14 protein-coding genes are annotated in these 19,836 nt (G+C 70.7%); 8 read left to right on the forward strand and 6 right to left on the reverse strand.

The window, feature by feature from the left end; genetic code table 11:
* The first annotated feature begins 60 nt into the window (after positions 1-60).
* From BQ9890_RS11530 to rplI, 5 genes are all read left to right on the forward strand, one after another.
* On the forward strand, positions 61-1,503 hold the full coding sequence (locus BQ9890_RS11530; RefSeq protein WP_075893130.1) for a GuaB1 family IMP dehydrogenase-related protein: 1,443 nt from the start codon (positions 61-63) through the stop codon (positions 1,501-1,503).
* A gap of 824 nt (positions 1,504-2,327) precedes the next feature.
* Positions 2,328-2,618, forward strand: coding sequence for a 30S ribosomal protein S6 (gene rpsF, locus BQ9890_RS11535; protein ID WP_043534766.1), 291 nt, complete (start codon positions 2,328-2,330; stop codon positions 2,616-2,618).
* 53 nt (positions 2,619-2,671) lie between these two features.
* The gene (locus BQ9890_RS11540) at positions 2,672-3,256 is read left to right on the forward strand and encodes a single-stranded DNA-binding protein (protein WP_075891659.1); all 585 of its coding nucleotides are present in this window, start codon (positions 2,672-2,674) and stop codon (positions 3,254-3,256) included.
* Positions 3,257-3,407: 151 nt separating this feature from the next.
* Positions 3,408-3,650 (forward strand): 30S ribosomal protein S18, encoded by a 243-nt coding sequence (gene rpsR / locus BQ9890_RS11545; protein WP_043534730.1) that lies wholly within the window; start codon positions 3,408-3,410, stop codon positions 3,648-3,650.
* A 23-nt stretch (positions 3,651-3,673) separates the two neighbouring features.
* Complete coding sequence (gene rplI / locus BQ9890_RS11550; protein ID WP_075891661.1) at positions 3,674-4,132, forward strand: 50S ribosomal protein L9; 459 nt, start codon at positions 3,674-3,676, stop codon at positions 4,130-4,132.
* A 337-nt stretch (positions 4,133-4,469) separates the two neighbouring features.
* Here rplI and BQ9890_RS11555 read toward each other — a convergent pair whose 3' ends face one another.
* From BQ9890_RS11555 to BQ9890_RS11580, 6 genes are all read right to left on the reverse strand, one after another.
* Positions 4,470-6,710 carry a transglycosylase domain-containing protein gene (locus BQ9890_RS11555; protein WP_078062592.1) on the reverse strand — a complete coding sequence of 747 codons (2,241 nt, stop codon included), beginning with the start codon at positions 6,708-6,710 and terminating at the stop codon, positions 4,470-4,472.
* A 106-nt stretch (positions 6,711-6,816) separates the two neighbouring features.
* Positions 6,817-8,280 (reverse strand): NADP-dependent phosphogluconate dehydrogenase, encoded by a 1,464-nt coding sequence (gene gndA / locus BQ9890_RS11560; RefSeq protein WP_075891665.1) that lies wholly within the window; start codon positions 8,278-8,280, stop codon positions 6,817-6,819.
* Positions 8,281-8,373: 93 nt separating this feature from the next.
* Complete coding sequence (locus BQ9890_RS11565; protein ID WP_075891667.1) at positions 8,374-9,969, reverse strand: ABC transporter permease; 1,596 nt, start codon at positions 9,967-9,969, stop codon at positions 8,374-8,376.
* Positions 9,966-10,934, reverse strand: a complete 969-nt coding sequence (locus BQ9890_RS11570) for an ABC transporter ATP-binding protein (protein ID WP_075891669.1) — start codon at positions 10,932-10,934, stop codon at positions 9,966-9,968. The genes BQ9890_RS11565 and BQ9890_RS11570 overlap by 4 nt, the downstream gene beginning before the upstream one ends.
* Entirely contained in the window at positions 10,927-11,598 is a 672-nt protein-coding gene (locus BQ9890_RS11575) for a TetR/AcrR family transcriptional regulator (protein WP_075891671.1), read from the reverse strand. Before BQ9890_RS11575 ends, BQ9890_RS11570 begins: the two co-directional genes overlap by 8 nt.
* Before the next feature lie 130 nt (positions 11,599-11,728).
* Positions 11,729-13,165, reverse strand: coding sequence for a CCA tRNA nucleotidyltransferase (locus tag BQ9890_RS11580; protein ID WP_407638916.1), 1,437 nt, complete (start codon positions 13,163-13,165; stop codon positions 11,729-11,731).
* 494 nt (positions 13,166-13,659) lie between these two features.
* On the opposite strand from BQ9890_RS11580, the gene BQ9890_RS11585 reads away from it, so the two are divergent.
* From BQ9890_RS11585 to BQ9890_RS15470, 3 genes are all read left to right on the forward strand, one after another.
* Positions 13,660-14,196, forward strand: a complete 537-nt coding sequence (locus tag BQ9890_RS11585) for an NUDIX hydrolase (protein WP_078062413.1) — start codon at positions 13,660-13,662, stop codon at positions 14,194-14,196.
* Positions 14,196-16,442 (forward strand): DUF6049 family protein, encoded by a 2,247-nt coding sequence (locus BQ9890_RS11590; protein WP_075891673.1) that lies wholly within the window; start codon positions 14,196-14,198, stop codon positions 16,440-16,442. Before BQ9890_RS11585 ends, BQ9890_RS11590 begins: the two co-directional genes overlap by 1 nt.
* Positions 16,443-19,836: murein biosynthesis integral membrane protein MurJ (locus BQ9890_RS15470; RefSeq protein ID WP_075891675.1), on the forward strand; the 3,394-nt coding region annotated here is incomplete at its 3' end.

Here is a 19,836-nt window from a genome sequence, read left to right on the forward strand (position 1 = left end):
CCCCCACCCAATCCCACCCCCACCCTGTCCAGGACCGACCGATCCGGATACCGTGGGGTCGTGGATTTCCTCAACGGCCTCCTGCCCTCCTTCGACCTCACCTACGACGACGTCTTCATGGTGCCGTCACGATCCTCGGTGGGATCGCGCACGAACGTCGACCTCACCACCGATGACGGCAGCGGGACGACGATCCCCCTGGTCGTGGCGAACATGACCGCCGTGTCCGGCAAGCGCATGGCCGAGACCGTGGCGCGCCGCGGTGCCCTCGCGATCATCCCCCAGGACATCGCCGTCGAGTTCGTCATCGAGACCATTTCCAACGTCAAGGCCTGCCACCTCGTCTACGACACCCCCGTCACGGTGAAACCGCACCACACCTGCGGCTACACCCTGGGCCTGCTGCCCAAGCGCTCCCACGGCGCGGCCGTCGTGGTCGACCCCGACACGAACGTCCCCGTCGGCCTCGTCGTCGAGAAGGACGTCACCGGCGTCGACCGGTTCACCCAGGTCCGCGACGTCATGTCCACCGAACTCATGACCCTGCCCGAGGGCATCGACCCGCGCGAGGCCTTCGACCGCCTCCGTGCCACGCACCGCCAGCTCGCCCCCGTCGTCGACGCACAGGGTCGCCTCGTGGGGTTGCTGACCCGCGCGGGTGCCGTACGCAGCGGCATCTACCGTCCCGCCGTCGACGAGGGCGGACATCTCCGCATCGGTGCGGCCATCGGGATGAACGGCGACCCGGCAGGCCGGGCCTCCGCCCTCGTGGATGCCGGGGTGGACGTCCTCGTCGTCGACACCGCCCACGGCCACCAGGACCGCATGCTCGAGGCGGTCGCAGCCGTGCGCGCCGCCTGCCCGGACGTGCCGATCGCCGCGGGCAATGTCGTGACCGCCGCCGGCACGCGCGACCTCGTCGCGGCAGGGGCCTCCATCGTCAAGGTCGGCGTCGGTCCGGGCGCCATGTGCACGACCCGCATGCAGACCGGGGTGGGTCGGCCGCAGTTCTCCGCCGTCCTCGAGTGCGCGGCCACTGCCGCCGAACTCGGCGCCCACGTGTGGGCCGACGGTGGGGTGCGCCACCCGCGCGACGTCGCCCTGGCCCTGGCGGCGGGGGCCTCCAACGTCATGGTCGGCTCCTGGTTCGCGGGCACCCACGAGTCCCCCGGCGACGTCCAGTACGACCACGAGGGGCGCGCCTACAAGGAGTCCTTCGGCATGGCCTCGAAGCGTGCGGTCCGCCGCCGCACGGCAGGTGAGGGTAGCTTCGAACGGGCCCGCAAGGCACTCTTCGAGGAGGGCATCTCCACCTCGAGGATGTACCTGGACCCGGAGCGTCCCGGTGTGGAGGACCTCATCGACCAGATCATCTCCGGGGTGCGCTCCTCCTTCACCTACGCGGGTGCCGCGACGATCGAGCAGTTCCGCGAGCGTGCCGTCGTCGGCCTCCAGTCGGCCTCGGGGTATGCCGAGGGCCGTCCCGTCCCCAGTTCCTGGTGACCGGGCCGGAGCCGGTGCTGGGCGCACGGCAGCCCGCGGCATCCCGGCTCGCGCTCCCCGTCCGGACACCCGGGACCCGGTGACCGGCCACCCGTCGCGGTGCGTGCACCGGCGGGCCGATCGGCCAGACCTACCGCCCGGCTGACTAGCCCACGAGCCCACGAGCCCACGAGCCCACGAGCCCACGAGCCCACGAGCCCACGAGCCCACGAGCCCACGACAGACAATGCGCCCCGCCCGCGCCACCGACCTCCATACGCGCGAACATCGCCGCAGATCAGAGCCATCGGTCGGGAACGCGCCCAACCCGTGGCAGGCACATTGTCTGCCGTGCTGCCCTGCGCACCGCCAAACGGCTCCCTCCGAGCGACCGACGACAGACAATGTGTTCGGTCCGATGCGGCAACCCCGGCACCCGGAGCCCGTTGACGCAGGTCAGAGGGCAGGGTCGGCTCCGCCCTCCTCCCCCGCACGGCACATTGTCTGTCGCGCCGCCCCACTGCCCTGCGCCCCCACTGCCCCGCTGCCCAGCGCCGGGACCGGGACCGGGACCGGTGACGGTGACGGGTCGGAAGCCCCGCGGAACCACGACCGGCCGGAGCCGGTGTCCGGGGTGGGCCGGAACCCGCGGACGGGTCACCTCGACCGGTGTGTCCCACACAACCTCCACAGTCCCACGGGGCGGGTGGCACGCCCACCCGACCCACGACTAGAGTGGACAGGCGGACTGCCCCGCACCCGACCCGGGTGGGGACGGACCGCCGCAACACCCTCCTGTCACGGAAGGACCGTGACCGCAGAGACCATAGGAGGTGGGTACCCTCGTGCGTGCCTACGAACTGATGGTGATCCTCGATCCCGAGATCGACGAGCGCACCGTCGCCCCTTCGATGGAGAAGTACCTGCAGCAGGTGACCGCTGCCAAGGGCTCCGTCGAGAAGGTCGACATCTGGGGCAAGCGTCGTCTTGCCTATGACATCAACAAGCGTTCCGAGGGGATCTACGTCGTCATCGACATGACGACGACCCCCGACGTCGCCCTGGAGATCACGCGCCAGATGAACCTCAACGAGGCCATCCTGCGCACCAAGCTCCAGCGTCCCGACAGCCACTGACCAACCCCGCCCGGCCACCGCGCCGGAGCACCCACCCACACCGAGGAGCCGACATGGCCGGAGACACCGTCATCACGATCATCGGCAACCTGACCGCCGATCCCGAACTGCGTTTCACGCCCTCGGGTGCCGCGGTCGCCGACTTCACGGTGGCATCGACACCGCGCACATTCGATCGCAATGCGAACGAGTGGAAGGACGGCGAGACCCTCTTCATGCGCTGCAGCGTGTGGCGCGAGGCCGCCGAGAACGTCGCGGAGTCCCTGCGCAAGGGCATGCGGGTGATCGTCCAGGGGCGGCTCACGCAGCGCTCCTACGAGACCCGCGAGGGTGAGCGCCGCACCGTGGTGGAGATGCAGGTCGACGAGGTCGGCCCCTCCCTCCGCCGCGCGAAGGCGCAGGTCACCCGCACCACCTCACAGGGTGGCGGCCAGGGTGGCTACAGCCAGGGCGGGCAGGGCAACCAGGGGGGCTACGGCTCCCAGGGTGGCCAGGCTCCCCAGGGCGGGTACGGCCAGGGCGGTCGCGGACAGGGCAACCAGGGCAGCTACAACGCCCCGACGGGTGGGTCGACCAACGACCCATGGCGCACCGATGCAGGTGGTGCGACCTCCTTCGGGGACGAGCCGCCCTTCTGACGTCCACGAGGGCGTCCCCCGTCGGTCCCGACCACGGGACGTGCGGGTCCGCCCTCGTCAGCACCGACACCGTCGGTGCACGTCATCGGCAACGCTTCACACCACGCTCGTGGACGGGCAGGCGCCCGTCCGGATCATCTAGGAGAACATCATGGCGAAGCCCCAACTTCGCAACAAGCCCATCAAGAAGAAGGCCAACCCGCTGCGGGCGGCCAAGATCGACCACATCGACTACAAGGACACCGCTCTCCTGCGGAAGTTCATCTCCGACCGTGGGAAGATCCGCGCCCGTCGCGTCACCGGCGTGACCGTCCAGCAGCAGCGCCAAATCGCCAAGGCTGTCAAGAACGCCCGTGAGATGGCCCTGCTGCCCTACTCGTCCACCGGCCGCTGACCGACGGGGAAGGAAGAAGACTCATGGCTACCACCAAGCTCATCCTCACCCACGACGTGGCCAACCTCGGCACTGCCGGGGAGGTCGTCGAGGTCAAGAACGGCTACGCCCGCAACTACCTCGTCCCCCGTGGCCTGGCCACCAAGTGGACGAAGGGCGCCCAGAAGCAGATCGACCAGATGGCCGCCGCGCGCCGCAAGCGCGAGATCGCCTCGATCGATGACGCGCGCGTCGTGCGCGACACCCTGCAGGAGGCCGCCTTCGTGACGGTGTCCGGCAAGGTCGGCACGAACGACCGCCTCTTCGGCGCGATCTCCACCGCGGACATCGCCGATGCCGTCAAGAACGACCTGGGGCAGTCCATCGACCGCCGCAAGGTCGTCGTGCGCACGCCCATCAAGTCGCTGGGCGACCACACGGTGTTCGTCAACCTGCACCCCGAGGTCACCGCGACCCTGAAGGTGCGCGTCGTCGCCAAGTGAGCGGGCGGGCCGGTCCGTCGGTCGGTGTCAGCTGAGCAGCTGACCCCCCTGACCGGTCGCACTCCTCGCACGCAGTTGGGGCCCCGATCCGAATGGATCGGGGCCCCAACTGCGTGTCGGGAACGGTCCTGTCGGAGGCTGCCCTGGTCGGGCGCCGGTCGCCGAGGTCGACTGCGGAAGCCGTCTGCTGCACTGGGTGACGATCTCACGAGCCACCAGGGGCCCGTGAGGACCACCTGGAGCCCCGAGATCGTCGGTCACTGCACCTCCGGGTATCCCGACCCCGGACGGAAGGCCCCGGCCGGGTCCTCTTCCGCGGGTGACACCCTCCGGCGTACTAGTCGCCGCCGTCCTGGTCATCGGGCGGCGTCGGGGTCGGCGTCGGGGTCGGCGTCGGGGGTGTGGGCGTCGGGGTCGGGGTCACCGGTTGCTCCGTCGGCTCCGAGGGCTCCGGGGCCTGGGTCTCCGTCTCCGTCTGCTCCGGCTCCGGGGCCTGGGTCTCCGTCTGCTCCGGCTCCGGCGCGTAGGTCTGGGTCGGCACAGGGGCCACCGAGGGCGCCCTCGTACTCGTCGTGAGCCAGGAGAACCCCTCGTCCGGCAGGTCCTGCACCGCGACCTGCATGTACTTCACCCACACGTCCGCAGGCCAGTCCCCACCGTGGAACCCGTAGACGCCACCGATGTTGTCCAGGGGCACCGAGTTCCCGTCCTCGTCGGACTGGTACATCGACACGGTCGTCACCAGCTGGGGCACCATGCCGACGAACTGGGCGGAGCGCTGTTCCTCGGATGTCCCGGTCTTGCCGGCCATGGTGCGGTTGAGCACGGCCGCCTTGTAACCCGACCCACCCGGGGCCATCACTGCCTCCAGCCCCGGCATGATGGAACTGACGTCCTCCGCGGAGAAGACCCTCTCGGGGTTCACAGGGGTCGTGTAGGCGACCTGGCCCTCGGAGTCCTTGACCTCACGCACGATGTGGGGCTCGACCTTGAGGCCTCCCGAGGCGATGGTCCCGTACGCATGGGTGAGGTCGATGTTGTGGGGTGCTGCGAAACCGAGAACGTTCAGCAGCGTGGCCTCCAGGCCATTCGTCTCCTCCGGGATCCCCGCCCGGACAGCCGCATCGACGGTGGCCTGCGGACCGACCTCCTGGTTGAGGTGGACGAAGGCCGTGTTGACGGAGTAGGCCGTGGCCTGCTCCAGGGTGACCGTCCCGTAGGAGATGCCGTCGACATTGCCCACGGGGGCATCCAGCCCGGGGAACGTCTGGGGCGAGTTCCCGTCGTAGGTCTCGAGGATGGAGCCGCCCTGTTCCGCATGTGCCAGGAGGGCGAAGGCCTTGAACGTGGAGCCCGCCTGCGCGATGTCATCGGTGACGGCGTTCTGCTGGCGCTTCTGGTAGTCGGCACCCGCGAACTCGGCGACGATCTCGCCCGTGGCGGGATCCATGGAGGACAGTGCGACGTGCATGAGGTCGCCGTTCCAGCCCTCCACCTCCGTCATCGACATCGCTGCTGAGACGGCCGCGTCCTGCTTCGCCTTGTCGATCGTGCTGATGATCTGCAGGCCGCCGGTGTCGATCTGCTCATCCGTGAAGGTGTCCGTCGCCTTGAGCTCTTCTCGGACCTGCTGGAGCAGGTACCCCGTGGTCCCCGTCATCGACGTGTTCCCGTTGGAGGGTGCGATCGTGTCGGGGAAGGTGGCGGCCGTGGCCTCTGCCTGGTCGATCCACCCGTCCTCGACCATCAGGCTGAGCACACGCTGCCACCGGTCCTTCGCCTGGTCCTCGTCGACCGCCGGGTCCCACGCGGAGGGAGCGGGGATGATGCCCGCCAGCAGCGCGGACTCCGACAGGGTGAGATCGGACGCCGGGTGCCCGAAGTACGCCTTGGAGGCCGCCTCGATGCCGTAGGCTCCCCGCCCGAAGTAGATGGTGTTCATGTAGTTGCCGAGGATCTCGTCCTTGGTCTGCTCACGGTTGATCTTGACCGCGAGGACCGCCTCCCTGATCTTCCCGGTGTAGGAGGTGGTCTCACCCATGTAGTAGCGCTCGACGTACTGCTGGGTCAGCGTCGACCCACCCTGGCGCCCACCACCCGTGACGTTGTTGACCAGTGCACGCGCGATGCCCTTGAAGTCGATCCCGGCGTTCGTGTAGAAGGTCCGGTCCTCCGACGCCACGACCGCATGGCCTACGTAGTCGGGCAGTGTGGAGGTGTCGATGATCGTGCGGTCGATGTCGGAGAAGGTCCCCATCTCCGTCGTCCCGTCGGCGTAGTAGACGGTGGTCGTCTGGGCGAGGGCGACCTCGTCGGCGGCAGGCACGTCCAGACGCATGTACAGCACCAGGAACGCCGCCAACCCCGCGATGAGGGCCCCCAGCACCGTGAAGACGATGCCCAGGCCGATGCGCCTCCCGATGCGGCCCTTGCGCTTCTTCGGAGCACCGTCGGCTCCCGCCGATGCGCGCGAGGAGCCGCCACCGTTGCCGCCACGACGGCGGGTGGGTGGGTCGGAGGGCGATCCGGGACCGGAGATCACCTGGTCCCAGTCCATCTTCCCGTCATCGTTCGCCACGTGCACACCCTTCCCTGCGCTGTTCCGAACTCCCAGACTACGCACGGAGTCTGGGAATCCTCCATGGAGTGTGGTGTGACCGACCTTTGGGGAGCGGTCCGCGGCTTCAGTCCCACTGCTCCTCGGGACGACCCTCCTCGGCCCACAGGGTGTGGAAGGTGCCCGGCTTGTCGGTGCGGTGGTAGGTGTGGGACCCGAAGAAGTCCCGCTGGCCCTGGATCAGCGCCGCCGGGAGCCTCTCCGCACGCACGGTGTCGAAGTAGGACAGGGAGGAACCGAACACCGGGATCGGCACCCCCGCCGAGGCCGCGAGCGCCACGACGCGTCGCAATGACGGCACCGCGTCCTGGATGCGGGAGGCGAAGGGCTCCGCGGCCAGCAGCAACGGCAGGTCCGGGGCGGAGTCGTAGGCCCGTGAGATGTCGTCGAGGAAGGCGGCGCGGATGATGCATCCTGCCCTCCAGATGCGCGCGAGCGCGCCCTTGTCGATGTCCCAGTGGTAGATGAGACCGCCCTCGGTGATCTCGTCGAAGCCCTGGGAATAGGCGACGATCTTGGAGGCGAACAGCGCCTGGCGCACGTCCTCCACGAACGCGTCGCGGTCGGTGACCTCCAGCGGGGCGGCGTGTCCGTTGAGGACCCGTGCAGCCGCCCTCTGGGCCGTGCCGGAGGAGGCACCACGTGCGAAGGTGGCCTCACCGATGGCGGTGACCGGAACAGCCAGGTCCAGCGCGGTCTGGACCGTCCACTTGCCGGTGCCCTTCTGGGAGGCCTGGTCCACGATGAGGTCCACCAGTGGGGTCCCGGTGGCCGCGTCGACCTGACGGAGCACCTCGGCGGTGATCTCGATGAGGTAGGAGTTCAGCTCACCGGTGTTCCACTGGGAGAAGATGTCGGCGATCTCGGCGGGCCCGGTGCCCAGCCCGTGTCGCAGCAGGTCGTAGGCCTCGGCGATGACCTGCATGTCGGCGTACTCGATGCCGTTGTGGACCATCTTCACGAAGTGGCCCGCCCCGTCGGGTCCGATGTGGGTGCAGCAGGGGACGCCCTCGTAGTGGGCGGAGATCTTCTCGAACATGGGTCCGAGGCGGTCGTAGGACTCCGTCGTGCCGCCGGGCATGATCGAGGGTCCCCACAGGGCGCCCTCCTCACCACCGGAGACACCCGCTCCGACGAAGTGCAGGCCGCGCTCACGCGCCCAGGCCTCCCGGCGGATGGTGTCGGTGAACAGTGAGTTCCCGCAGTCCACGATGATGTCGCCCGACTCCATGCGCTCGGCGAGCTGCTCCATGACGGCGTCGGTGGCGGCCCCTGCCTGGACCATGATGATCGCCACGCGGGGTCGTTCCAGGGAGCGGATGAAGTCGTCGATGTCCAGGGAGGGCACGAAGACGCCCTCGGAGCCGTCTCCGTGGGCGGCGATGAGGTGCTCGGTACGGGTGGGCGTCCGGTTGAACACGGCGGTGCGGTACCCGTTGCGCGCGAGGTTCCGCGCCAGGTTCGAACCCATCACGCCGAGCCCGTAGACGCCGATGTCCGCGCTGGCTGCCGCTGGGGTGGGGATGGTCATGTGGTTCTTCCTTCACGAGGGCGGGGCGGACAGTCCCTCCCGCCGGACTCCCCGGGCGCCCGGCGGCGTGGCTCCCATCCTAGGGCGCTCGCGTCAGGCCGTCAGGAGGTCCCGTCGTGCGGTCCCCGGACGCACGAGGAGCACCAGGACGACCACGACGAGGGTCAGGACGAGCACGGGCGTCACATGGAAGTCGGCCTCCGGGAGCTTCGGGGTCAGCTCGAGGGGCGAGAGGTCCCCCACCCACCCCGGCAGCCCGAGCACCGGTCCGAGCAGCAGTACGAAGGCGCTCCACCCCATGAGCACCCAGGCCAGCGGCGCCCATCGCGGCAGCCAGGCCACCAGTGCCGCTGCCAGTGCCGGGGCGACGAGGGCGCCCGGCAGGTTGACCAGGCCGGCAACCAGGAGGTCCCCCACCCAGTGCCACTCGCCGGTGGCGACCGCGGTGCAGACTCCCATGGCCAGGGACGCGACGAGGAGGATCACCGCAGCCTCCACCGCCACGACCGTGATCCACACGCCCACCCACCGTGTGCGCGGGACCCCCGACACGAGCACGAGCTCTGCGCGACCGGAGCGTTCCTCCGCGCGCAGCACGAGTACCGCCGAGACGGCGAAGGCCGTGGTCATCACCACCAGGAACCCGAGCAGATAGGTGGAGAAGGACGCGACCAGGTCGTGGGAGGAGACCCCGATCCACGCCGCCATGTCCGGGGAGTCCGCGAGCATGTCCTCCACGGACCGGGCCATGGATCCCGTCAGGGCGGCGGTGAGGACGATGCCGGTCCCCCAGGACAGGAACGAGGGACGCAGGAGGCGCCGCGCCAGGCCTCCGGTCCCCAGCAGGGAGGCTTCCGCGCTGCCCGGACCCCCGCGGGAGGGCAGGAGCCCGGAGCCGAGGTCCCGCCGTTCCGAGAGCACGGCCGCCACTGCGAGGGCCACCACCGTCGCCACCACCGTGAGCGCCAGGGGCCACCACCTCAGGTCGGCGAAGGCCCTGGTCTGTTGTCCCCAGGCGAGCGGTGACAGCCAGGAGAGCCACGATCCCGTCGCGGGCTCCAGCATGTCCCCGACGGCACGCACGGCGAAGGCCGACCCGGCGACACCCAGTGCGAGGGCGGAGGCACCACGCGCGGAGGGAGCGAGCTGGGCCGTCACGGCCGCGACCGCACCGAAGAGGAATCCGGTGAGCAGGCAGGACACTCCCAGTGCCACCGAGTCCGCGACCGGGAGGTCGTTCCCCACCAGTGCGATGACGACCGTCGCGGACACCACGAGGTCGAGGGTGGCCACGGCCACGAGGGCGGCCACGGCCGGGGCACGACGGGCGGTCACCTGGGCGCGCACCAGCTCGGTGCGGCCTGCCTCCTCGTCGGCGCGGGTGTGGCGGACCGCGCAGAGCACGCTGATGACGGCGATGACGACCAGGAGCATGGTGGTGAGCTCATTGGCCACCACGGGCCCGATGCTGGGCTCGTCGGCACCGAAGAGTGGCCCGGCGATGACGACGGTGCCCGGGCTGTGGGCGAGTGCCGCACGCGCCCCGAGCGCTCCCGGACCGCTGTAGGCGTCGATCACCGCGGCGACGGAGAACCACATGGTCAGCAGGAATCCGAGTCCCCACGCGATGAGCCGCACGCGGTCGCGCCGCAGCGCCAGGCGCACCAGTGTTCCCGCCCCGGTGATCATCGCGTACCTGCCCCGGGGTGCCCACCGAGGGAGCCGTCACGGTCCGATGGTGAGGTGTCCGGTGCGGCCGCTGCGGTGTGGGAGTCGTAGAGGCGCAGGAAGAGCTCCTCCAACGAGGGTGGGGTGACCTGCAGTCCGCGCACGTGCGCGGTGGCCATCGCGTCGACCACGGCGCCCAGCGCCGCATTGTCGACGTCGAAGCTCACCCGGTCCTCGTCCACCGTCAGGTGGTGGACCCCCGGGAGGCGCCGCAGACGGTCGGGGTCGATGTCGGAGGTGAGGTCCACGGAGGAACGGGTGAGGCGGCGCAGGTCGGCCAGGGTGCCGGACTCCACGTCCGTGCCACCGCGGATGATCGTGACGCTGTGGCACAGCGCCTCGACCTCGCCGAGGATGTGGCTGGACAGCAGTACCGTCCTGCCCCGCTCCCGCAGTGCCCGGACCTCCTCGGTGAAGACGGCCATCATCAGTGGGTCCAGTCCGGAGGTTGGCTCGTCGAACAGGTAGAGCTCCGCATCGGTGAGGAGGGCCGCCACCAAGGCCACCTTCTGGCGGTTGCCCTTGGAGTAGGTGTGCGTCCTGCGCGTCGGGTCCAGCTCGAAGCGTTCGAGCAGTTCGGCGCGTCGGCGCCGGTCGGCCGTGCTGCGGTGCAGGCGGGTGAGGAGGTCGATGGCCTCCCCGCCCGTCAGGTTCGGCCACAGCGTGACGTCGCCGGGGACGTAGGCGAGGCGCCGGTGCAGTTCGACCGCGTCCGCCCACGGGTCCATCCCCAGGACACGGGCCTCCCCCGAGTCGGCCCGTTGCATCCCCAGGAGGATGCGGATGGTCGTGGACTTGCCGGCCCCGTTGGGGCCCAGGAAGCCCGTCACCTCCCCCGGGGGGACGACCAGGTCCAGGCCGTCGAGGGCCTGGACGGTCCCGAACGACTTCCGCAGTGCGCGGGTCTCGATCACGGGTTCACTCATCGGGATCCTCCTGGGTCGGTGACGGTGGTGGGACGGGCCCGGAGTCCAGGTGGGCCCCGAGGAGTTCCGGCCCCGTGAGCAGACCCTGGGTGTAGAGCTCCAGGAAGGGGCCGGCGATGCGTCGGTAGAGCTCGTCGAGCTGGTCGGGGAGTCGCGCGAGGTCGATGTGCCCACCCGTGGCGGGCAGACCCAGGAGCAGGGCGCCCAATGAGGACTCCACGAGGACCCGGGCACGCTCTGCGGGGAACAGGCTCGGCCGTACGGTGCCCATCGCCACACCCGCCTCCAGGTACTCCAGCGTGGTCGCCGAGAGGCTGTCCACCAGTCGCGCCGTCGACGCGTCGCCCGCCTGGAGCTGTCGGATGACGTACCCGATGATCTCGGCATACCCCCCGACCCGGGAGGCCTGGTCGGTGAAGGAGGCGACCCCGGTCATGGGATCCAGTACGGCTGACTTCGCCTCCCCCGTCACCGCCGCGACCCGTGCGTCGCAGGCCGCCCGCAGACCTGCCCGCGACCCGAAGTGGTGGAGGATCAGTGGCGCACTGACGTCGGCGTCCGCGGCGATCGCGCGCAGGGGGGCGTCCAGGCCGTCCTCGGCGAAGCGGCGGATGGCCGCCGCGAGGATGCGGTCCGCAGTGGACCCCTCGGTGTTTGAACGCACGTTCAGTACTTTAACACGCGTTCAACACCGCTGTGGGTGTGATCGCCGGGGCGTCCCGAGGCTGCGCCCCGAACTGCGGCGATGCCGCACGCACGGACTGGGTCCGAACTCGCGGGCACCCTCCACCCGCTCAGGACTCCCGGCCCTGCCCCTGTTCCTGCTCGGCCCACCACCTGCGCAGCTCCTGCTCCGCAGCCTCGGCGCCGATGGGGCCACGCTCCATGCGCAGCTCCAGGAGGAATGTGCGCGCGGCTCCGACCTCGCGCCCCGGACCGATTCCGAGGATCCCCATGATCTGGTCCCCGTCCAGGTCGGGGCGGATGGAGTCGAGCTCCTCACGGTCACGCAGGTCGGCGATGCGGGCCTCCAGGTCGTCGTAGGCGGCCGACAACTGCATGGCCTTGCGCCGATTGCGGGTCGTGCAGTCCGCTCGCGTGAGCCTGTTGAGCCTCTCCAGCTGGTCGCCCGCGTCCGTCACGTAGCGGCGCACCGCGGAGTCGGTCCAGGCGGCCTCCCCGTACCCGTGGAAACGCAGGTGCAGGCGCACCAGGAGGACGACGGCATCGGTGGTGCGGCGGTCGAAGCGCAGGGCCTTCATGCGCCGACGCGTGAGCTTCGCACCGACCACCTCGTGGTGGTGGAAGGACACGGTCCCCCCCGGCTCGAAGCGGCGCGTGTCGGGCTTGCCGACGTCGTGCATGATCGCTGCGAAGCGCAGCACGAAGTCCGGCGCCGGCACGGGCCCGTCCGGTCCCGTCTCCAGGGCCATGGCCTGGTCGAGCACCGTCAGGGTGTGCTCGTAGACGTCCTTGTGGCGGTTGTGCTCGTCCCTGGTGTCGACCAGGGCGGAGAACTCCGGCAGCACCACGTCGCAGACCCCCGTGTGGACCATGAGCTCGAGTCCACGCCGGGGCAGGGGGGAGACGATCAGACGCTCGAGCTCGGCGCGGATGCGCTCCGCGGAGACGATGGCGAGACGGTGCGCCATGGCACCCATCGCGTCCATGACGTCCTCGTCCACGTCGATGCCCAACTGGGCCGCGAAACGCGCGGCACGCATGATCCTCAGCGGGTCGTCGTCGAAGGACTGCTCGGCGGTCACGGGTGTGCGCAGCCGGGCCGCGGCGAGGTCCTCGAGACCGTGGTGCGGATCGACCAGGACCATTCCCGGCAGGCGCATCGCCATGGCATTGACGGTGAAGTCCCGCCGGGTGAGGTCCCCCTCCAAGGAGTCCCCGTAGGTCACCTCGGGCTTGCGCGAGCCGATGTCGTAGGAGTCGGTGCGGTACGTCGTCACCTCCACCACCAGCCCACCCTTCCTGGCCCCGATGGTGCCGAACTCGCGCCCGACGTCCCAGGTGGTGTCCCCCCACCGGCCCAGCAGTTCCTCGGTGCGCTCGGGTCGGGCGGAGGTCGTGAGGTCGAAGTCGTGGGGCGCCACCCCCAGGAACGCATCGCGCACCGGGCCCCCCACCAGCGCGATCTCCTCGCCTGCGGCCTCGAAGACCTCCCCGAGTCCGACGACGGCTGCGGGGAGGTGGGCGAAGGCGCGCTGGGCGTTGGCCAGGAGGGTGGGGACGTCATGGGCACCGACGAGGGCGGACGCACTCCCGCTCCCCTGCGCCTCACCGGGCGCCGCGGAGGCGGCCCCACGGGACCGGGTGACGGGCGTCGTGGCGGACGGGGCACGCCCGTCGGGGACAGGGGTGCCGGGAACCGCGGAGGGACGTGGTGCTGGGGAGGAAGCGTGGTCGGTCATCGCCCCCAAGGGTGCCACGTCCGTGTGGGCGCGGGGAACTGTGCCCCTCTCCGTCCCACCACGCAGGTCGTGCACGCGGTGCGCCCGGGTGGCGGGCTGCGGTGGTGACCTGCGCGATGACGCAGGTCGTGCACGCGGTGCGCCCGGGTGCGGTTGACCGCTGCGACACCGTGGGGGCACCCACCCCGGTGCCCCCGTGCCGGACGTGAACGCCCCTCCGTGCGGTGCTGACCGCCATCGGCTCGGTCTCGGGAGGGTGCCGGATGGGGTTCCGCCCCCCATCCCCGCCTAGAGTGGGACTCATGCCCGCCCGTTCGACCGATCGCCGCCCCGGGGTGCCCCGGCCACCACGGCGCCACGCGTCGCTGCGGCCGATCCACGCCCACGGGTCCCACCTGCCCGTCGTGGGCGAGACCTCTGCGGGGGGACTCGTCGTCGACGTGGTCGACGGCGTCCCCTATGCCGCGATCATCGCCCGCCGCAACCGTGCCGGGCGCGTCGAGTGGTGCCTGCCCAAGGGCCACCTGGAGGGCGATGAGACCCCGGAGGAGGCCGCCCTGCGAGAGGTCGCGGAGGAGACGGGGATCCACGGGCGTGTCATCCGCCACCTGGCCACCATCGACTACTGGTTCTCCGGGCCCGACCGTCGCGTCCACAAGGTCGTCCACCACTACCTCATGGGCTACGTCTCCGGCAGCATCACGGTCGAGGGCGATCCCGACCACGAGGCCGAGGCCGCGGACTGGGTGCCACTGGAGGAGCTCGTGCGCCAACTCGCCTACCCCAATGAGCGACGCATCGTCGGGCTCGCCCTGGATCTCCTGTACCGGGAGGGCTGATGCGACTGCGACGACCCGGTCCGCATCGGATCGCCCCCCGCACCGCCCGCGCCCGCGGAGTGGTGCTCACGCTGCTGGCAGCCTGTCTCATGGTCCCGACAGCTCTCACGGCGCCAGCATCGGCCACGGAGGGGACCCCGGCGGACACCACCCGTCCCGCAGTGCTCGGGAGCGCGACGACAGCCGATGACTCCGGCCTGGACGTCGAGATCGAGGACCTCGCACCCCGCGTGCTCACCACCCAGGACCACGTGGTCGTCACGGGCACCATCACCAACTCGACCGACACCGCGCTCGAGGGCACCGTCCACATCGAGGTCCACCTCCAGTCCGTCACCGCCTTCACCCAGGACCAGCTGACGGGTTTTCTCTCGGGCACACAGCTCGCGGGGGCCCTGGTCGCCACCGCCACCCTCGACTCGGCCCCGTCGCCCGGGGCCAGCCTCCCCTTCTCCCTGACCCTGGAGACGTCCCGGCTCCCCCTCGGACAATCCTTCGGATGGGGACCGCGTGGCCTCTCCGTGGACGTCAGCGCCGGTGCGGCCAGCGGCCGGGACCGCACCTTCCTCGTGTGGGACTCCGGCTACGAGGTCGCCCCCACCCGCATCGGGACCCTCGTCCCCTGGACCAGTGCCTCCGCCACCGACTCCTCGACGGAGACCTCCACAGCGCTGAGGCTGGCGGGCACGGACGGTGTGACGCTCGCGATCGACCCGGAGGTCCTCCTGGGGGTGGAGGGCGGCAACTCCGGAGGGGACCAGCAGTCGGGCCTGCTCACGCCCTCCCCCTCGGTCACGCCGAGCCCCGGCTCCACGTCGCCCTCGTCCACGCCCACTCCCGGCACGACCTCCGCCACCCCCTCACCGTCCACCACCGCCACGGACGCCCCGTCCCAGGACGCGTCGCCCCCGTCCGGCGGGGACACACCCACTTCGGGGGGCGACGACAGGCCGCCGATGACGTCCTACACACGCACCCTGCTGGACCGCGCCCAGGAGGTCGTGGCACTGCCCAGCTGGGACGCCGACCTCGCGGCCCTGTCGATGAGTGACTCGAAGGACCTCCTCGACCTCGCCTCCGACTCACGCGCCACCCGACTCACCGGAGGTACGGCGGACGTGGTCCGCAACGTTGTGTGGCCCACGTCGGAGACCTTCGGGCGACAGGTGCTCCAGGCATTCCCCGGGGAGACCTTCATCGCACCCCCCGGTGCACTGGCACCGACGGACCAGGTCTCCTTCACCTCCGTCGCACGGGTCGAGGTCGACCCTGCCACGGGTGAGAACTCCGTCCGGGGGGCGCAGGACTCCACCGTCACGGTGTTGTCCTCGCAGGAGGCCCTGGCGGACCTCCTCAGCTGGGACCCGACGTCGGCCTCGGACAGACTCGACACGGAGCAGGTGCTCACCGCCCTCTCCGCGGTCATCACCCGTGAGCTCCCCAACCAGTCGCGCACCCTGTTCGTGCCCACTGCCCGGGGGACCGCACTGGACACCGACCTCGAGTCCCGCCTCTCTGCACTGCTCGGCCAGCGCTGGGTCGAACCCCTGACCTTCAGCCAGGTCGTCGACTCCGAACCGACGGACCTGGAGCGCCGGACCGTCGGGGAGGCCCCGGCACTCGACGAGGTCACCACGCAGGCATTCGCGGAGATCTCCTCGGCACTGACCAGCACCTCCTCCCTGGCCGAGGCCATCCCGGAACCCCGAGCCCTCCAGGACCGCCTGGAGGACTCGGCGCTGGAGACCCTCTCCGCCACGGGGACCGAGTCGGAGCGGGAGGGGCGGCTCAACGACTTCCGTGACCTCGTCCACTCCCTCCTCACCGCAGTTCGCGCGGAGCCCTCCGCCACCGTCAACCTCATCAACAAGTCGGCGAACTTCCCCGTCCGTGTCACCAACGACCTCCCCTGGGACGTCGACGTGGTCGTGACACTGGAGCCCTCCGACCCACGCCTGAGGGTGACGTCCACACAGATGTCCACCATTCCCGCAGGCTCCAGCGTGTCGGTGGACGTGCCCGTGACGGCCATCGGCTCGGGTGACATCACGGTGGGATACCGGGTCTCCACGCCCGGCGGCCAGGTCCTCGACGACTCCCAGTCCGTGACCGTGCGCATGCGCGCGGGATGGGAGGACGCCGGCACGGCCGTGGTGGCGGGACTGCTGGCGCTGATGCTCGTCGTGGGCGTGACGCGCACGGTGCGCCGTAGACTTCGGGACCGTTCGGCAACGGAGGAGGAATGAATGAGTGACGAGCGGGCGACCCCACCCCTGCCTCCCCCACCCCCTCCGGGGAGGGATTCGGATGCCGGAGTACCGGCCTTCCCGGAGATCCCCGCCGTTCCGGGCGTGCCCCAGCCCATCGAGGGTCCGGGCACCGGGACTGACGGGGAGCCGGACGTCGTCGGCGCACCCCGCAGGACGTCGCTGCTGCGTTCATCCATGGTCATGGCCTCGGGAACGCTGGTCTCCCGCGTGCTCGGCTTCGCCCGCAACTTCCTGCTCCTGGCGTGCATCGGCACGGGGGCCGGGAGCGTCTCGGCGGCCTTCGGCGTGGCGAACAACCTTCCCAACACCGTCTACAACCTGCTCGCCGCGGGTGTCTTCGACGCCGTCCTCGTCCCACAGATCGTGCGTGCGCTCAAGTCCCGCTCCGGCAACGTCTACGTCAACCGGCTGATCACCCTGGCAGGGACAATCCTCTTCGCGGCGACCATGCTCGCCATGGTGGCCGCCCCCCTCCTGGTCACGCTGTTCGCGAAGGGCTACTCGGGTGAGCTGCGGTCCCTCAGCATCGCCTTCACCCTCCTGTGCCTGCCCCAGATCTTCTTCTACGGCGTCTACAACCTGCTGGGGGAACTCCTCAACGCCCGCGGGATCTTCGGGCCCTACATGTGGGCTCCCGTCGTCAACAACATCGTCGGCATCGCCGGGCTGGTGGCCTTCCTGGTCATGTGGGGCCCGGCACCGGGTGACGGGATCTTCCACGTCGAGGACTTCTCCTCGGCCCAGTTCTGGGTCCTCGCGGGAAGCGCCACCCTCGGCGTCCTCCTCCAGGCCCTGGTGCTGATCATCCCCATGCGCCGGGCGGACGTCTCCCTGCGCCTGGACTTCCACTTCCGCGGCACCTCCTTCGGCACGGCGTCGAAGGTGGCGGGCTGGACCTTCGCCACCCTCGGCATCAGCCAGATCGGGATCCTCTCGACGTCGAACCTCGCCACCCAGGTGGACACCTTCGCGGCCGGCAAGGACGTCCTCCTGGCCGGGATCGCTTCCTACACCACCGCGTTCATGATCTACATGGTCCCGCAGTCCCTGATCTCGGTCTCCCTGGCCACCGCGATCTTCACCCGGCTGGCCGACGCCGCCGCGGACCGCGACGGCGAGACGATGGCTGCGAACTACCACCAGGGTGTCCGCCTGATCTCCCTGCTCTCCCTGCTGGCCGCGGCCATCCTCATGGCCGGCGCCGTCCCGATGATGCAATTGGCCCTGCCACCCGGGGCCACTCCCGAGGTCGCCCGTGCCTACTCGTGGGTGCTGCTGGCCCTCATGCCGGGAGTGGCCTCCACCGGCATGGTCCTCATGAGCCAGCGCGTCTTCTTCGCCCTCGAGGACGCCCGCCCGGTGTTCCTCATGGGCATCGTGCCCACCCTGCTCCAGGTGGCCGTCGGATGGTCGGTCTTCGCCCTGGCCGGCCCCGAGTGGTGGACGGCAGGGGCGGCACTGGGTGAGACCGCCTGCCGACTGCTCCAGGGGTTCATCGCCGTGTTCTGGGTCGCGCGGGTCGTGCGCGAGGTCAATCCCGGTCGCATCGTCGCCTCCTACCTGAAGTTCCTCATCGCCGCCGTCGCCTCCTTCCTGGTCGGTGCGGGGGTCATCCAGTTGCTCGGGCCGGTCTCCGACCCCGGGTCCCGCCTGGTGCGCTACCTGATGGCGGGGGGCAAGCTCCTCCTGGTCGCGGTGGTCGTCACGCTGGTCTACACAGTGGTGCTCCGACTCATCGACCCGGAGGATTCCGGACGTGTCCTCCCCGCCCTCGCGCAGCGCCTCCCCCTGCCCACTGCCCTCCGCCGTGTCGTGGCGGGACGCTCCGGTGGCGGGGACGGGGATAATGGGTTGACACAGGATGGTCGAACCACGGAGGGCGCCATGGAGCGGGACCAGGACGGCACCGGACCCGGTGCCCCCGATGCCGAGCGCGTCGGGGAGGACCGTGTGCGCCCGCCGCAGGACCACCCCACCGAGGCGCCGGCAACGGCAGCACAGGGCGACGAGGACGGTCCCACAGGTGCCACTGCCGGTCACGGGGAGGCCTCCGGGGCCACGACATGGTCGGCCGTCGGGGCCGCGTGGTCTGCCTCCGACCTGACCAACACCGGCGAGTTCCCCGCCATCCCCCGCCTGTCAGTGGACCGGCTCGCCGCACGTCGACGCGAGGAACTGCCCTCATTCGACGAGATCCTCCGTCCCCGCGACGCCGGGGGCGCCCAGGTGGTGCCACCGCTCGCACCCGAACACGAGGGAACCGAGGACAGCAGGACCCCTCCGGAGGAACACGTGGGGCCGGGGTCACGGGACGACGGACGGAGTACCGCCGACGGTGACTCCCCGGAGGGTGCTCCCGCCCTCACTCCGGGTGCCGACACCGCTCTGCCCGTTCCTCCACCGGACGTCCCGTTCGATGCCGCCACACCCGGACCCGACACGGACGCCACGTCGTCCACGCAGACGCGGGACTCCGCAGCCGTACCCGAGGCTGCAGCGGGGGACGCCGGGGACGGGCGTCCCCACTGGCCCCACGCCGGTGCCGGGTCCGACCAGGGACAGGGGGGCGAGGGCGTCCCCGACGACGTCTCCCCTGACGAGGACGACCAGCAGGGTGGGTCGGCATCCCGGGTCCCCGAGCCGGAGGACCCTCTTCACGGACCCGGCGGGGTGGACTCCCCGGGTGCGGCCGGTCCCTCAGCCACCCTCTCCTTCCCGCCCCCACCGGCGCCCGGACCGACCGCTGGCGACACCGGCGTCCCGGCAGCTGGCTCCGCGGCAGCTGCTGCCGTCGGCGGTGCCGCGGCAGGGGGCGCCCTGCAGGACACCGGTGGCAATCTGGCCGCCACAGCTGCTCGCTCCTTCTCGGGCTGGCTGGGCCGTACCAGTCAGGCGTTGCGCAACTCCACGACCAGCATGTTCGAACGTGCCCGGGCACTGCCCGGAGATGCCCCCGCCGGGGACGGGACGCCCGACGAGCTCAGTGCGGGCGACGGGGAGGCGACGGGAGCACGGAAGGGGCCGGGTGCCACGCCCCCCGCGGACGACCACTCCTCGGAGGTGCAGGACACCACCGGGTCGGACGGGACCGGAGAGGCCGCCGCGACGACCATCGCTGCCGCCCCGCAGGCAGAGGACGAGGACACTGACACGACGGACGCCACAGCGGTCCCGGGAGGCTTCCCCGGTCCCGGTGTGACCGGGGAGGATGACATGACCGCACCCGGGATGCGTGGGACCGACGGAGGAACGCACACCGGGGGCGACGGCGGCCACGAGCAGGTTGACCTCGACCGGGACCGCACCGAGGTCATCACCGCTGCCGGAGTTGCCCGTGCCGTGCCCGCCACGGGGAGGGGTGCCGGCGGGG

Origin of the sequence: Actinomyces provencensis, assembly GCF_900155435.1 — a bacterium.
Lineage (GTDB): Bacteria > Actinomycetota > Actinomycetes > Actinomycetales > Actinomycetaceae > Pauljensenia > Pauljensenia provencensis.